Below are 15,260 nucleotides of genomic sequence, written 5' to 3' on the forward strand. Positions count from 1 at the left end.
GTAAGTATCCAAGATGAATCAACCAAATACACCCCTCGTTTCCATTGCATTATGCGTTTACAATGGAGAAAGATTCCTGCACGAACAACTTGATTCACTGGTTAATCAAACCTATCCCAACATTGAAATTATCGCCGTAGATGATCGCAGCAGTGATACCTCGGTTAGTATTGTACGGGAATACCAGCAACGATTTCCCTTCATCAAAATTTTCGAGAATGAGCAGAATCTTGGTTATGTGAAGAATTTCGAAAAGGCGGTTAATTTATGCCAGGGCGACTTAATAGCACTTTCTGACCAGGACGATATCTGGGATCTCGACAAAATCAGGCTGCAAGTCGAAGCAATTGGCGACAGCCTTTTGGTATACCACGATTCCGCGTTGATAGACGAGGATGGAAATGATGCCGATAAAAAAATGTCCGATATTGTCAATTTGTACAGTGGCGATAATCCGAAAATTTTCCTGCTTTTCAACTGTATTTCCGGCCACAGCTGCATGATCAAAAAAGAATTATTGCAGTGGGCTCTGCCTTTCCATAAAGACTTTTTCCATGACCAATGGCTGGCCTACGTTGCGGCAAATGTTGGAAGTATAGCCGTGATCAACCAGTGCCTGGTGCAATATCGCCAGCATGGATCCAGCTCAACGGATATTTTAAATAAAAGAAAAAAGATAAACAAGAAATATCACGAGAACCGGGATATCGTTAAAATGAGGAAAGAGCTGAAATGGCTGAAACATTGCAACGGTTACAAATACAACAAGTATCCTGAGTTTGTTAACAAACTTGTCACGCTTTTTGAAGAACGTCTGGATACATTTTTCTCCTTCGAATATTCCAGTTTATTGCGCGAAGATTATGATTCGCTTTACTACATTCCGAGATATAGAAAATCAAATAAAAAAGGATTTATCAACCGACATATCTGGGGTATGAAGTCTAAACTTCTCTGGACCAGGATCTTTGGATAATCATTTCCCAATACCCAGCTTCTGCTCGACCAAGTGAGCATAACCCTTGAAAAATAATCTCAGTGGCATTTTACCAGACTTCCCGACCGTCAAAAGCATCCGGTGAATCTGGTAAAATGAATATTTCCAGTCGATCATCTGCTCAACCAGATTTTTCAGTGCTGCTTCTTCCGTATCATATAATTCAATATCTGCCACATCAGAGATCGTAAGCGGAAGAGATTTCGTCCATTTCCTGTGAACCTTTAAAATTTCGTCAAGCCAGTTTTTATTGAAATTTCCTTCGGACGCATGTTTCATCAGAACATCGTAAACGACGACAATTTTGTGCTTTCCGTAAATGTTCAGGCAAAAATCTACGTCATAACCGTGAAAACCTTTTAGAAGCTCTTCATCAAATGGTTTCTCATCCAGAATTTCTTTTCTTGCACAAAACCACAAGCCATCAACGCAGATTACTTCTGATATCTTTTGTTCGTACGGGTTGTGGTAAGCATGGATTTCATCTTTGTCATCCAGTTTAAAACCTTGTAAGAGATTTTGAAAATATCTGTCCACAGACTTGTATTCGAGGCAATACCAACCGGAAGGTGTCAAAGATTTGTAACCGCCGCCAGCGACCCCGATAACGCCAATATCAGCACGGCCTGCAAATTTGTCCAGCACGTTTTTTCCCCAATCAGGCGTATCGATCCTGATATCCTCGTGCATGAAACAAATGATATCAAACTTCGCCTTCTTTGCACCAATATTGTATAGCTCGCAAATACCTTTTTTTCCATCACTATTGTCGAAAGAAATAATTTCAACCGGTACGCCGATGGTTTGTTCGATATTTTGGGAAACGAGCCTTAGATCATTTGCGTTGGCCGAACAGATTACTATTGATATCATTTATTTTTATCTAATTTGAAAACAAAAAATTAAAACGGCTAAGTACCATAACCTAATCACGTTTTAAATATTAAGTAAAATTACTTTCCCGCTATGATTCCGTTGTCAATTCGTGGCAACACAGACTGATAAGTTTTAAGATCCAGCATTTGTTGAAGCCGTTCCTTGTCCGGATAGGGTATCTCAAAACGAGGTCTGTCAAGTGCCGATTTATCATGCGTTTTATAATATACAGCGACATTGCTCACCTGGAGAGACATCAGTGCATGCTGGTTTTTCATGTCAGTCATATCATCTGCAAAGCGCAGTTTATGCGTTTTATAATAAGTGAGATAAAAAGACAAACCAATAACAAACATCAAAACCCAGACGCGCACATTCCTTTCGAATTCTTCTAACAACCGTATCGAAAACCAGCTGACCGCAATAAGTCCCGGCGTCAGCAGATCAGAATACCGCGACGTAACCTGAGCCAACTCATGGCCCCTGCCATAAGAAATTGCCAAAACCTGAGCAAAAGTCCAGGCAAAACATGCAGCCATTAAAAGGTCAAATCTTTTGAAATTTCTGCGAATCAAGATAATAGGAATTCCTATAACAGCGGGAAGCCAAAGCGGTATTCCGAGCCAGCGGTTTAATCTGGATGGCCAGCTGAGAACTCTTGTAAATCCTTCAAAAAACTGGGTTAGATCCGCCGCACGAAGCCGCTCATGGCCTTCGACATGCGCCACCATTTGATATCCAGCATAGGCTAATAATAACAGAAGCGAAACAAAAACCAATGTCATCAGATAAGCCCGGCGATCGGCAATACTATGGTAAATATAAATTCCGCAGGCTGTCAATGGCAGCAGTATACCGGATGCCATGGTTAGAATACTCAATAAACTAAGACTTAAAACACCAGCAAACGCCCAAATGTTTTGAGGATGAAATATGGCGAGCGCAAAACCGGACAAAGCAAAAAACATCAGAAAGAAAAACTGGCTTTGGAACCCTACCAGGATATTTTCCCAACCAAAAGGAAGGATAAACTGTGCAATAATGATTAGTAAAATGACCCATCTGAATCCGAACAACTGCTTTTTTACCTGCATTAACCAGACGAGAAAAACAGGTGTTAACGCGGCAATAAATACGTTAACTCTTGCTTCATTGAGATTGCTCCATACACCGGTGAGTTTAAAACAAAGCCATGTAACGATGCGCGTCGGTAAAACGCGATGTTCGTTGTGAGGCAGCCAGAGATTTGAAAGTTTAAAACGTCCTTCCACAATTGGCCTGACAACATCTTCACCCTCGGCATCCCACTGATCCCAGAATGGAAAAGATAATCCAAATGTTTGAAGATAATACCACCGCGGGATAATGATTACAGCGGCGAAAAGAAGGAAAAATATGACATTTAAAATTCCTTTATTTTCTTCAAATTTTTGGTACCATTTAAGCTGAATGGTTTTGTTATACATTTCAAATCGTGATACTTTTCATGACATTTCACCAAGACGATGAAACTGATCGACTTTGGGATAAAACAAAAAGTTGAAGATAACGAACCATCCGGCTTATCCTCAACTTTCGCTGTTTAAAATCAAAAATTTATTCTAAATAAACCGTTTTGCTACAAACATATTGACCAAAATTATTCCAACAATTGCACAGCTGATTCCAGCCAAAACATCCAGAACATAATGATGACTTGTGTAAACAGCGGCGAACCAGATTCCCGGCATCGTTATCCCAATAATAATGGTCAGTGGCAAACTGATTTTACTTTTGACGGCATAATATAAAGCAATCAGCGGATAGGACGAATGTAACGACGGCATTGCGGCGAAAACATTTGAGCTTTTCGAATAAATGGATTTGAAAATGCCCACATCAAAAAACGAATCAAATCGTGATAATCCTGCTGTATTCCCCGGCGTGTTGGCTATAAATTCAAAACCATATAGCTGGCTATACCAAGGTGGAGCTGCCGGATAAAGATAATAAATCACAAACCCGATCAAATTGACAAGCAAAAACGTGAAAGCAAAGGTGAAAAACATTGGTCGGTTTTTGAAAAAAAGATATCCCGCCAATGACAATGGCAAAGGGATCCAGGTAAGATAAAACAGCCCAGACATGACATCCAAAAATGGATTTTGATGTTTGATCCAGAATTCATTTGGTGTCAAAACAGAGAGACCTGACGAGATACCAAACACCGATTTTTCAAGATCATATAAACTTTTTATATGCACCGTATTGTAATTATAATTCGGAAAAGCCTTCATATAATCAAACAAAATCCAATACACGATGAAGATCGAAAATGCGGTTATGAACCTACGGGTGGCGTCAGAAAAGAAATAGAATCCATTGGTTAAAACCAGCAAGACAATCTGTTCACTGCGAAACCCAATAAGATATCGGGATAGCAAAAGATAACCCATCGATAAACCGAGCATCGTCAAAAGGGCTTTTGGGCCAAAAAAATCTCTTCTCGAAATACGTGTTACCGGGCTATCTAAATCGTTAATCATTTTTCTTGTTTAAAAAATCGGAGTTAAAAATTTTGTCCCACAACGGAGAACTCACTCCATATCCTCTGGACGCATCATCATAGTGATGTAACATGTGATGTTTTTTCAGTTTCTTCCAGAACTTATTTTTAAAGTTAGCATGATGCAGCATGTAATGGGTCATGTCGTAAAATAAGTAACCTGTCATGAACGCCGAAAAAAATGCTGCCAATGGACCTGTTTCCAGAAAAAAAGAAAAAAGGAAATAAAACGCTGCCGAAAGTGGAATGCTTACCGACGGCGGCATGACCAGCCTTTTCGCATCACTGGGATAATCATGATGAACGCCGTGAAAAATAAAGTGGATTCTTTCCAATGCTTTATTTCCTTTTTTTGGTTCTAAATGAAAAACAAAACGGTGCATAACATATTCCGTCAGCGACCAGACAAACAAACCTAACAGATAAAACCCTGAAAATTGAATTGCGGAAAGCTGCTGCTCCCAGATTGCTTTCCAGGCGAAATAAATAATTACAGGTACAAAAATAAACAATGGCACTGAATAGTGCACTTTGGAAACGGATTCCAGGAGATCGCTTTCGAACATCCTTACCGATTCTTTGGAGTTGGATACATAGTTCTTAGGCATGGCAACATCATGAAAATTTGGTAATACGTTCGACCACAGTCTTACCATTTGAGGGATCGGTGCCCGTCACTTCGATATACTTCACGTTAGGAACCCAGAAAGTTCCCCCATCGATTCTTACAAAAATCCTGGTTAGCACACACTGTCTTTGATTGATCTGCATGAAAACCTGATATTTGTTATTTGTGCCCTTTTTAAGATATAAAGGGGTTTTAGCGTAAGCCACCGACTTCAGCTGGTAAAAATCTTTGCCAGATTTTTTAACTGTAATACCATAAGCAAATTTGCGCTGAAGATAATTTAACTCTTTGCGTGCTCCACCCGTAGGATAAAGTATCCAGTAAGGGTGAACCGGATTTTCCTCGTTTAACTGGCCTTTGTTATCCACATTAAGTTCATAACAAATGGTATTGGTGTTCGGATCTCTTTGAATGTAAAAAAGGAGATTAGGAACTCTTGGAACCGGGAAAGTGTCTACAGCCGTGGCTGCTACGTTCTCCCGTTTGTTTTTGTCTGCGAAGGTTTTGTCAGTTGTTGCGAAGAAAGCAAACAAACTAACGATTAATAGAAATCTCATCGGAATCTTTTTTGTCCAATATTTTTTTTACACTTAACAATCGATTAACAGCGGTAATATTGGTGAGAACGGCCATGATTGTAATGGGAATTGTAAAAATTGACATTGTTTCAAATACATGGAAAGGTAATCCCGGGATAAAAAGTTTATAATCCCCACCAATATAGCCAGATGCGACGCCGCAGGAAATTGCTGATATTCCTACCAAAACAACCCTTTCAGGACGTTGCATTAGCCCTTCTTTGCATTCAACTCTGAGCCCCTCAGCCCTGGCGCGTGTGTAACTTACCATAACGGATCCGATCAAAGCGATAAATGCAAACAGCGAACTAAAAAAATAGTGATGACCTACCAGATAATAACAAATACCCAAAAACATCACCATTTCACTATATCTGTCCAAAACAGAGTCATAAAAAGCACCAAAAGTGGAGCTCATATTTCCCAGTCTGGCCACTTGTCCGTCGAGCATATCAAAGATTCCTGCGAACAAAACCAGAAATCCAGCCCAGCCTACATAGGCAAAATCTCCCCTGTTTCCATCTTCGACACCCAGAATAAAAATCACCGCGACCCCAATATTCAGGACCAAACCGATGGTTGTTACCATGTTGGGTGTCAGTCCGGCTTTAATCAGAAACCTGACAAACGGATTGATCACTTTGTATATTCCTTGCTGTAAAGCCACTCTTAACTCGTCCTTATTCATTTTACCTGGTTTTATACTAAAAATCCAACTTTACTCTTGCCCTTATACCCCATTCTGAAACATTGGGGTTGTCAAGATAGTTGAAGCGCTTAACCAAATCAACTCTTAATAATTTAAAAATGTTCGCGATCCCTACACTTCCTTCCATATAAGGTTCTTTGTTGAGAGAATATGTGGCTGATGTCCCGTCATCATTTTGTAAAAAGCGGTATAATTCCGGATTATTGGCGGGGTTGTTCTCATTTCTCAATCCACCATATAACCCTTTGAATGCTACGACCTCTCTAAGTTTTAATCTTTTTAACAGCGGTATTTTATTGAATAAAAATCCGTTCAGATAATATTCAACACCTAAACTGGCATAATGATCGCTGACAAACTCCAAAAAGTTCATAAGATTATAAGAGCTTAGCTGATACGCATAACTCTGGTTGGCGCGGTGAATTGTCAGCAAAGGAAACGGTATATTTTTCCCAATCATATAACCACCTTCTGCGGTTACGTCGGCATAACCGAACTGTGAAAGGAAAAAGCGTTTGGCAATATTTCCTGTAAAATTATGATAACTGGTTTCACCGTCAAGAAAACCTTTGATACCTGCCCCATAACGGAAAGTGAAAACAGGGTATTTGTTAGGAATTGGAATACGGTATAATTTACCCTGATAGTATTGCTCCTTCGGCGCATACCGAAGTTCCAAACTTACTTCCGAATTGGATAATTTAGGAATATTGACCAATCCGTCGCTCGTTGTATCATATCGCTGATACACCAAAGCTCCGGCGGGACTCTGCGCCCATTGTGTAAAACCTAGTTTATAAGAAACACGGCTTGGAAATTCTCTTACATACTCAAATTTGTAAATGTCGTTGTACAGCCAGCGATCGTTATTCCCTCTTTTAAAAGATAAAAGAAAATTATCTTCCTGAACAAATTGCAACTCCTGTCCGGGAATTTTGGTATCATGCTGATAACTTAGCCTGAAATAATGAAGCGGGAAATGGTAAACAGATTTATTATTCAAAGAATACGTGCCGCTAACAAAATATTTCCATTTCATGTCCTTAAATCCGTACGCTGCATAAGTCTCGAAATAAAGTCTTTTACTGAACTGTGGTGTTGTCCTTCCGCCAAAGCGCAACCTTAAACCTTCAACCGGATTGAAGCTATAAAACGTATTTACCGGCCCGATTTCCAATGGTCCAAGAGACTTGTAACCAGCCAATAATAACGTACCGATATCCATTGTACGTTTAAAGGATTTTATTGTCTGAAGCGTATCTACGTTTTTGTAAATCTCAACTTCGCGGCGTTCCAGCGGAATGTGGCGGGAGTTTACCCAGAAATCCGGATTCTTCTTTTCCTCAGGATTATACATAATTTCCTCAGCCGGACCCTGATAAACACTATCCTTCTGCGCCTTATTTATCTCATAATCCCTAAAAGTAACAGTCCGCTCTCCGTATAACCCTCCGCCCTTATCTCCAAAGGCAAATTCCATCCCGAGTGTACTTTTACTCATATGATATCTACCGTCTGAACTCTTTTCAAATTCAAGTTTCGCTTCAAGATTACGCATGAAGTTCAGGTTAATATCCTTATTTACTGTCAGATAAGCGTGTTGAACACCATAATGACCGTCCAGGGTAATATATAATTTCCCCTGAAAAAGGAGATCGGTTTTGTTACGGGGAATAAAACTCAGCTCAACTAACCAGGGTTGCTGCGTCTTGATTGTATCCGTAATAAAAAACTTGTAAAAAGTAGGAGCACTATTGGCTATCGGACTCAGCAACAGGTTAGTAACCACCGAAATATTATTATTGTAGATGTTAATATCTTCATAGAGACGGTTAAAATAAGTGCTTAAACCATCATTATCAATAAACCGTGCGTCATACTCTGCTCGTTGATCGGCCAGAACACGCTGCTTCTTTTTGTATGGATTTTTACGAAAGTAAACCTGCGAAAGGCGCTCTCGTAAATAAGCAGGCAGCATATTCTTCCCACCGATGGTACTTGAATCCTGCTCTGTAAAAAGAAATTGATAGTTTCTAAATATTCGCTTTTCCCGGAATTTATCCGATAAGTTACTCAATGCCAGCGATATTTTTTCATATTGTTCATACTGCACATACGCATTTGCCTCCATCTGATTTTCCTCCTTATGGTCAATCACTTTTTGGATGAGCTCAACAGCAGGATTATTGCGATTTCTGTAACGCGCTTTGCCTTTGATAACAACCTCCGTCAGCATGGAGGCATTAACACTCAATTTCACGTTGATCACCTGCTCCTTACCAGGCTGAATCGCTCTCACGGCAGTATTGTAACCAATATAACCAAACTGAATTTTTGAATAGGTACCTTCCAGCTTGATTGCGTAACGGCCTTCGTCATCAGCCAGGACACCGATGGTGGTTCCTGGTATCAGAACATTCGCGTAAGGTAACGTCTCCTTTGATGCGGAGTCGGTAAGCACTCCCCTGATGATTGTAGTTTGTGCGCTGACAATATCTGCTCCAAACAGTATCAGGAAGAATATGGCAACTGTTTTAAATCGTACTAACATTTCTATTTTTTTTTAGCGTCTCCTGCTGCGGGCTTTAAGGCAGGAGCACCTTTCATCTGATTTTATTCTTCATGTGCTAGCTGAAAACAACCTTTTTCTGAAAGACATAGTTATAGCCAAAACCTACAACAAGTGCTACCAATGCCTTTGAAACTACGTAATTCCATTCTGTACCGTGTAAGATCAAATACATTCCTGCGGCATTAAGAGCCAAATTCCCGATCCAAACAAGGAAATATTTGAAAGCCTGGGCGCCCATTTTATTCTCTGTCGCTTCAAAAACCCAATAGCGGTTTATGATGAAATTAGTAACACCGCCACAGGTCGTACCGACTACACTACTCATAAACGGATCTTGTAAAAAAAAGTTCACCAGAACGATTGCAGTCGAAAAGTCGATAAATGTTGCCATCAAAGAGGAAGCTTGCGCTTTGATAAACCTTAACATTTTACAAGAGATTGAATCTGAATATGATTTGTAGAAGAATGTTTGCACAGACACCTGCCAACACGTCATCAAGCATAACGCCCAACCCTCCGGGTAGTTTTTCTGCTTTGCTGATATACAAAGGTTTTACAATATCGAAAAACCTGAATAGTACAAGCCCAGCTGCGATATAAGCAATTGATGCAGGTAAAAATAATAAGCTGATACACATCCCCGCGACCTCATCGATCACCACTTTTTTATCATCTTTTCCCCAAAAAGGCTCAACAGCATCGGAAGATATTATTCCAATTACCGTAATAAAAAGCGTAACCCCTAACGTCAGCCACAGGCCAGGCACAAAACGCTCATGCCAAAAATACCAGCAGATACATGTGAAAACAGCCGCGACTGTCCCTCCTCCTTTTCCGACGTATCCTATTCCCAAGGATGTTGCAATTAATTTATGCAACTGGTTCATTATTTTCAGGTTAAATCTGCACTAAAAGGTTCCAAAATCTCATACGAGAAAGCGAACCAATTTTTATCCCTGACCTTTCTGTTCAATCAATATCATGCTCCAAGTCAGTAAAGCATGATGCGGGTTAGATTCCCGGTGGTCTGATGTGCTGGTCTGGATTAATCATAAATTTTCAAATAAGAGGTGATTTTAAAGCCATTTCTTCTCTGTATACCAAGGCAATGATTCCGCCAATCCTGTTTTTAGATTATAAACAGGCCAATAATTCAGGTCCTTTTTTGCTGCTTCGATACTACAAGCCCAATTTGGTGCCACTAGTTCATTCAACTTTTCCTGATTTAGAACCGGCATTTTCCTGGAGTTAGCATATGCCAGTTCCAGAATACTTGCCACAACTTTTACTACACCTTCGGGAATGTGAAAACGCATTGTTTTTTTTCCTGTCAGGTCTTTAAAAGTATCTGCGAGTTCGTATCGGTTGTAAACATTACCGTCCGAAATATTATAAGTATACTCTTTCTTGTTTTCAGCCTTCAATGACAACATCGTGGCATTTACCAGATCCTGCACATAAACAAAACTGAAACGCTGCGGGTTATCGCCTATATACGCATCAAATCCGTCCTGTAACATTTTAAAAACGATGAACAAATCTTTTTCTCCCGGACCGTATACAGCCGTTGGCCGTAGAACCGCTTTTGGTAAATTAATTTCCTTTAAAAATTGCTCTGCCAAAAGCTTACTTTTGCCATAAGCCGTTACCGGATTCGGCGTTCTGTCTTCTTTAAAAAGATGATGATCGTGATATGCGGACGGTCCAAGGGCCGCAAGGCTACTTAGAAAAACAAATTTTTTCAACGGAATATCGGCCTCCGCAGCGGCTAATGCTAAATTTTTAGTGTATTCAGCATTGATAAGATTATACTCCCTTTCGTCTTTTGCTTTCGTAGCCCCGGCAGCATGCACGATGTATTCGTATTGTCCATCTTCCAGGTTTTTAAGAAGTGAATCTTTTGACCTGAAATCAAGATATATATATTTAGGAGCAAGAGAATCCAGTTGCGATAACTTGCTGGTTGCACGCACGGCAGCGTGGACTTCCAGGCCGGCTTTTTGTGCAGCTTTTATAAGATGGTACCCTATAAAGCCACTAGCACCCGTTATCAGGATTCTTTCGCTCATATTTCTTTTTCAAAAAGCCGGTAACGTTTATAAAGCTCTCCGTTCATCTGATCCAATGCGCGGTTCATCATATGATTATCTTCCAGCATCCAGGAGCACTCTCCGCCTTTAATTTTGGTGCCCTTCGAATTTTTGATTATCCCACCATACAAACACGCCTCTATCCCCATTTTCCGGTAACCGTCAATTACACCCAGCGTTAGTATGCGTAACATGTCGATATTTTTCTTCAAAAACAGAAGTTTGAAAATACCTGTCGGAAGCAATCGCCCCTTTTTTATCTTGATCAGTATCTGGTTAATGTCCGGGATGGCCAGAATAAAACCTACGATCTTATTATCTTTCTCAGCAAGCAGACAGTAATCAGGATTCAAAATCATTTTCAGATCTTTTGCCAGATATTCAAATTCTGCTTCCGTTGTTGGCACAAACCCAAGGTTTTCGGCCCAGGCAATGTTATAAATCTCCCGGATTTTCACTACCTCGTTTTTGAAATCTTTCAGATTTACCTTGCGAATCACGATCCCGTGTCTTTCAAGCAAACGATTTTGGAGCGTATCCAGCATTCTGATCGCCTTATCATTTACAGACTCATGCATTACCTTATAAGCGAGCAAATCTGTTTTTTTCTTCAAACCAATATTCTCTACAAGTTTCAGATAATAGGGAGCATTGTAGGGCATCATTGCAACGGGCGGCATATCAAAACCCTCAACTAACATTCCACAAACATCATTTGTAGAAGGATTTGCAGGTCCTTGAATTTTGTTAAGTCCTTCGCTTTTTAACCAGTTGATTGCACTTTCAAACAATAAATCAGCCGTTTCCTGATCGTCTATACAATCGAAAAAACCAAAGAAACCGTCCTTTGCACCAATAAATTCGTTATGATTTCTATTATTTATCGCAGCAATTCGTCCCGTTATCTTGTCGCCATCAAAAGCTAAAAACAGCTGAGCTTTTGAATGTTCGTAAAAAGGATGTTTACCAGGTGTAAGAAGATCTCTTTGTCCGATAAAAATTTCCGGTACGTAATTTACATCGTCCTTATACAGATCATGTGGAAAATCAACAAACCGGTCTAAATCCTTTTTAGAAGTAACGGGTAAAACTCTGGTCATACAGTTTCGGTGACGGGGTAAGAATATATCTGCTTATAAGCTTTCGCCATTTTTTCGACCGCCTCTTCAATCTGGTCAAAAGTGTGCGTAGCCATCAGTGAGAAACGAATTAGTGAGTCAGAAGTATGAACAGCTGGCGAAACCACCGGATTAACAAATATACCGTCTTCCTGCAAAAGTTTTGTGATATGGAAAGTCTTCTCGTTATCACGAATATAAATCGGCAGAATAGGGCTTTCTGTGCGACCAAGGTCGAATCCGCTTTCAATCAGTAATTTCTTCGCGTAATATGTATTCGCCCAAAGTCTTTCTATATGCTCAGGTTCTGTCTGTACAATTTCAAGACAAGCCAAAACACTTGCAACTGAGGAAGGCGTCATACTCGCACTGAACATCAATGAGCGGGCACGGTGTTTCAAAAACTCTATCGTTTCAGCATCAGCAGCAATAAATCCACCGAGGGATGCAAAAGACTTACTGAATGTACCCATGATAAGATCCGCCTTGTCAGTCAGACCAAAATGCGAAGCAGTTCCCGCACCGTCAGTACCGATAACACCCAAACTGTGCGCATCATCAACCATGATATTTGCTCCGAATTCCTCCGCAACTTCAACCATTTCAGGAAGTTTCACGATATCACCTTCCATACTGAATATACCATCAGTAGCGATCAACTTAATCGCATCCTCGGGAAGATTCCGAAGTTTGTTTCTAAGATCAGCCATATTATTATGCTGATACTTAACCACTTTCGAAAAGGACAAACGGCTGCCATCAATGATAGAAGCGTGATTTGCATCGTCAAGAATCAAATAATCATTTCTTCCGGTCATGCAGGAAAGCGCACCCAGATTAGCCTGGAAACCTGTACTAAAAAGCACAGAGGCTTCTTTGCCAGTGTAAACTGCCAGTTTCTCCTCTAATTCTTCATGGATATCAAGCGTACCATTTAAGAAACGGGAACCTGCGCATCCGGTTCCGTATTTAGTAATCGCCTCGCGAGCTGCTTCAACGACCTTTGGGTGGTTCGTCAATCCGAGATATGAATTTGAGCCAAACATCAGCACCTTTTTGCCATGAATGATCACCTCAGTATCCTGACCTGACTCAATTGGCCTAAAATAAGGGTACAGCCCCTTCTCCTTAATTACCTTCGAATCTCTGAATTCAGAAACCCGGGCATGTAGTTTATTCCCCATAAATATTTAGTGTCAGAAACATGCACCTACTTCCAGATTTTCAACTCGTTCAAGTGGGTTATGTATCATGTTCGTCATTAAAAAAGTAATAATATCAGATTTCGGCAATATTAACGCAACGTTTCGCCTGCATTACCTAACATGTTTACTTCAATAAAGGTTTTTACTTGAATTGATTTATTTAAAAAATTTATAACAAAAACAGTTTTTATTGAAATACCGGGAAAATCATCGAATTGTTTAAAGACAATTTATTGCTCTTCCTGGTATCCTGATAAAAGTCTGTCCAAATATTAATTAGCTACAATAGTATTCATAATCACAATGTTAACATCTGTTACAACTGTTGAATATCACCATTTAGAACTGTAATAGTACCGTAGCTGCAAAGATAGATAAATTGTATTTTAATATGTTCGTTACTTCAATTAATTCATGTCAAACAGAAAACAATATTATCTAATCAATAAGAAATTATTAACTGGCAAAGAAAATGTATTTATATCACTAAACCCGTTTAACAGATCAGATTATGGATATTTTAATACCTATTTAATCTTGAACTACGAATGAAACCCGCAAAAAAATAAAGCACTGCGGATCGTTGTAACAAAATTGACAATCAATAAAATAATTTAGCCAAATCGTCTGGAAGTTAAGATTTCTTAATCCCGTTCATGACAAGCTGCATCAGCAAACTTAAATAGTCAAGCATTTCGTCCAGTTTATCATACATAAGAAGGTCGAACTCAATTCCCCTTTGAGCACTGGCAAGCACAAACGCCATTTTTTCGAGTTCGCTTTCACTTAGAATCCTGAACTCTCCGCTGATCATCCCGTATTCGAGAATACTCTTCAGGATAATCATTTCCTTCTCATCGTATTTCTTCCGCCAGGTACAATCTCCTCCTACTGAAAACATTGCGTCTCTCGTTTCTGAAACCAAAACAGTATACAGATTGGCCATCTTCTTCATCATTTCAAAACGCTTTACATAAAAGGTTTTGAATTTTTCAAGCGCAGTTGGAGCCTTTGAAATTTCACCTTTCAGCATCTGGAAAAACTCATCTTTCTCCCTGCCGATTATAGCGTCAAAAATCTCTTCTTTGCTTTTGAAATAATAATAAAGCGTGCTTTTCCCCTTCCCGGCGTCCTTGGCAATATCTTCCATCGTGGTTTTATTTAAACCATATCGCTGGAATAACTTGTCAGCACCCTCCAAAATTTTCGCCTTAATTACCTCATCCTTATTCAACATTGGTCTTAACTATTTTTTCGACTAAAACCGTATTACGGTCTAAAATTAACTTATACAATTAACAGAACAATATATTTTTAAAAATAACTTCAAACATTCAAGATAAAGTACAAAAAAGTCTTATCATTATTTAAAAAAAATAATGCCAGGGCAACTGTAATAGTACTTATGCATGTGAGCATATTGAACGTAAAACTCCTTCTAAAATTAGTGTAGAATAGCTGAATCAAGTTTTTTAAAGTTGCCTGGATTGATGTAATTATTGATAAAAATCAAAGAATATGTAACCCTAGTTATTTAACGGTTAGGCAATTAAATAAATAAAATCCAAATTGACGCTCAATTCAAAACCAGCAACATTCTTGATAAAGTACAGGTAACCATTTTAACTATTTAACCCAGACGTATGAAAACTGACGAAACATCATTTACCGAAATCAATCGGCTCCTCGAAACTTACATGACAGAAATTGAGTCATCCGAGTTGAAGCCACTTGCAGCCAACATTTATCTTACCCATGCCAAAAATTTCGTCCGCTGGATCGAAGGTGAATTTGTCCCGGGAGGCAGGCTAAAAAAAACATCCGAAGCATTAAGCTAACAATTTAATAACACTCAGAGCACTTAGCACACACTATACTTTCTGAGTTTCAATTCCAAACCTGATTTCAGATTCTTCATTAATTCTGCCTTTCTCAGATTTCT

The 15,260-nt window shown here is 39.4% G+C and carries 15 protein-coding genes; 2 read left to right on the forward strand and 13 right to left on the reverse strand.

The annotated features are described in order from the left end of the window. The first annotated feature begins 13 nt into the window (after positions 1-13). Positions 14-976, forward strand: coding sequence for a glycosyltransferase family 2 protein (locus AC1XUO_RS10575; protein ID WP_483329746.1), 963 nt, complete (start codon positions 14-16; stop codon positions 974-976). Here the strand turns inward: AC1XUO_RS10575 and AC1XUO_RS10580 are convergent, their stop codons facing one another. From AC1XUO_RS10580 to AC1XUO_RS10640, 13 genes are all read right to left on the reverse strand, one after another. Continuing rightward, entirely contained in the window at positions 977-1,870 is an 894-nt protein-coding gene (locus tag AC1XUO_RS10580) for a glycosyltransferase (protein WP_483329747.1), read from the reverse strand. Between the two features lie 80 nt (positions 1,871-1,950). Beyond that, positions 1,951-3,339 (reverse strand): hypothetical protein, encoded by a 1,389-nt coding sequence (locus AC1XUO_RS10585; protein WP_483329748.1) that lies wholly within the window; start codon positions 3,337-3,339, stop codon positions 1,951-1,953. A gap of 135 nt (positions 3,340-3,474) precedes the next feature. Further along, positions 3,475-4,398, reverse strand: coding sequence for a phosphatase PAP2 family protein (locus tag AC1XUO_RS10590; protein ID WP_483329749.1), 924 nt, complete (start codon positions 4,396-4,398; stop codon positions 3,475-3,477). Beyond that, on the reverse strand, positions 4,391-5,026 hold the full coding sequence (locus tag AC1XUO_RS10595) for a sterol desaturase family protein (protein WP_483329750.1): 636 nt from the start codon (positions 5,024-5,026) through the stop codon (positions 4,391-4,393). The genes AC1XUO_RS10590 and AC1XUO_RS10595 overlap by 8 nt, the downstream gene beginning before the upstream one ends. A 7-nt stretch (positions 5,027-5,033) precedes the next feature. Beyond that, a complete protein-coding gene (locus AC1XUO_RS10600) occupies positions 5,034-5,603 on the reverse strand; it encodes a DUF4833 domain-containing protein (protein ID WP_483329751.1) in 570 nt (189 codons plus the stop codon). Further along, on the reverse strand, positions 5,581-6,312 hold the full coding sequence (locus AC1XUO_RS10605; RefSeq protein ID WP_483329752.1) for a CDP-alcohol phosphatidyltransferase family protein: 732 nt from the start codon (positions 6,310-6,312) through the stop codon (positions 5,581-5,583). Before AC1XUO_RS10605 ends, AC1XUO_RS10600 begins: the two co-directional genes overlap by 23 nt. 16 nt (positions 6,313-6,328) lie before the next feature. Beyond that, positions 6,329-8,884, reverse strand: a complete 2,556-nt coding sequence (locus AC1XUO_RS10610) for a DUF5686 and carboxypeptidase-like regulatory domain-containing protein (RefSeq protein ID WP_483329753.1) — start codon at positions 8,882-8,884, stop codon at positions 6,329-6,331. A 76-nt stretch (positions 8,885-8,960) separates the two neighbouring features. Next, the gene (locus tag AC1XUO_RS10615; protein WP_483329754.1) at positions 8,961-9,332 is read right to left on the reverse strand and encodes a GtrA family protein; all 372 of its coding nucleotides are present in this window, start codon (positions 9,330-9,332) and stop codon (positions 8,961-8,963) included. A 1-nt stretch (position 9,333) separates the two neighbouring features. Continuing rightward, the gene (locus AC1XUO_RS10620; protein ID WP_483329755.1) at positions 9,334-9,792 is read right to left on the reverse strand and encodes a phosphatidylglycerophosphatase A family protein; all 459 of its coding nucleotides are present in this window, start codon (positions 9,790-9,792) and stop codon (positions 9,334-9,336) included. Positions 9,793-9,981: 189 nt separating this feature from the next. Next, a complete protein-coding gene (locus tag AC1XUO_RS10625; RefSeq protein ID WP_483329756.1) occupies positions 9,982-10,974 on the reverse strand; it encodes an NAD-dependent epimerase/dehydratase family protein in 993 nt (330 codons plus the stop codon). Further along, on the reverse strand, positions 10,971-12,095 hold the full coding sequence (locus AC1XUO_RS10630; RefSeq protein WP_483329757.1) for a hypothetical protein: 1,125 nt from the start codon (positions 12,093-12,095) through the stop codon (positions 10,971-10,973). The genes AC1XUO_RS10625 and AC1XUO_RS10630 overlap by 4 nt, the downstream gene beginning before the upstream one ends. Next, positions 12,092-13,297, reverse strand: a complete 1,206-nt coding sequence (gene spt, locus AC1XUO_RS10635) for a serine palmitoyltransferase (RefSeq protein ID WP_483329758.1) — start codon at positions 13,295-13,297, stop codon at positions 12,092-12,094. Before spt ends, AC1XUO_RS10630 begins: the two co-directional genes overlap by 4 nt. A 655-nt stretch (positions 13,298-13,952) precedes the next feature. Continuing rightward, positions 13,953-14,555: a TetR/AcrR family transcriptional regulator gene (locus AC1XUO_RS10640; protein WP_483329759.1), complete on the reverse strand. Its 603-nt coding sequence runs from the start codon at positions 14,553-14,555 to the stop codon at positions 13,953-13,955. 406 nt (positions 14,556-14,961) lie between these two features. Here AC1XUO_RS10640 and AC1XUO_RS10645 point away from each other — a divergent pair, with 406 nt between their 5' ends. Then, positions 14,962-15,156: a hypothetical protein gene (locus tag AC1XUO_RS10645; RefSeq protein WP_235153708.1), complete on the forward strand. Its 195-nt coding sequence runs from the start codon at positions 14,962-14,964 to the stop codon at positions 15,154-15,156. Positions 15,157-15,260 lie beyond the last annotated feature (104 nt).

This window comes from Dyadobacter sp. HNCC25DJ186, assembly GCF_056895235.1.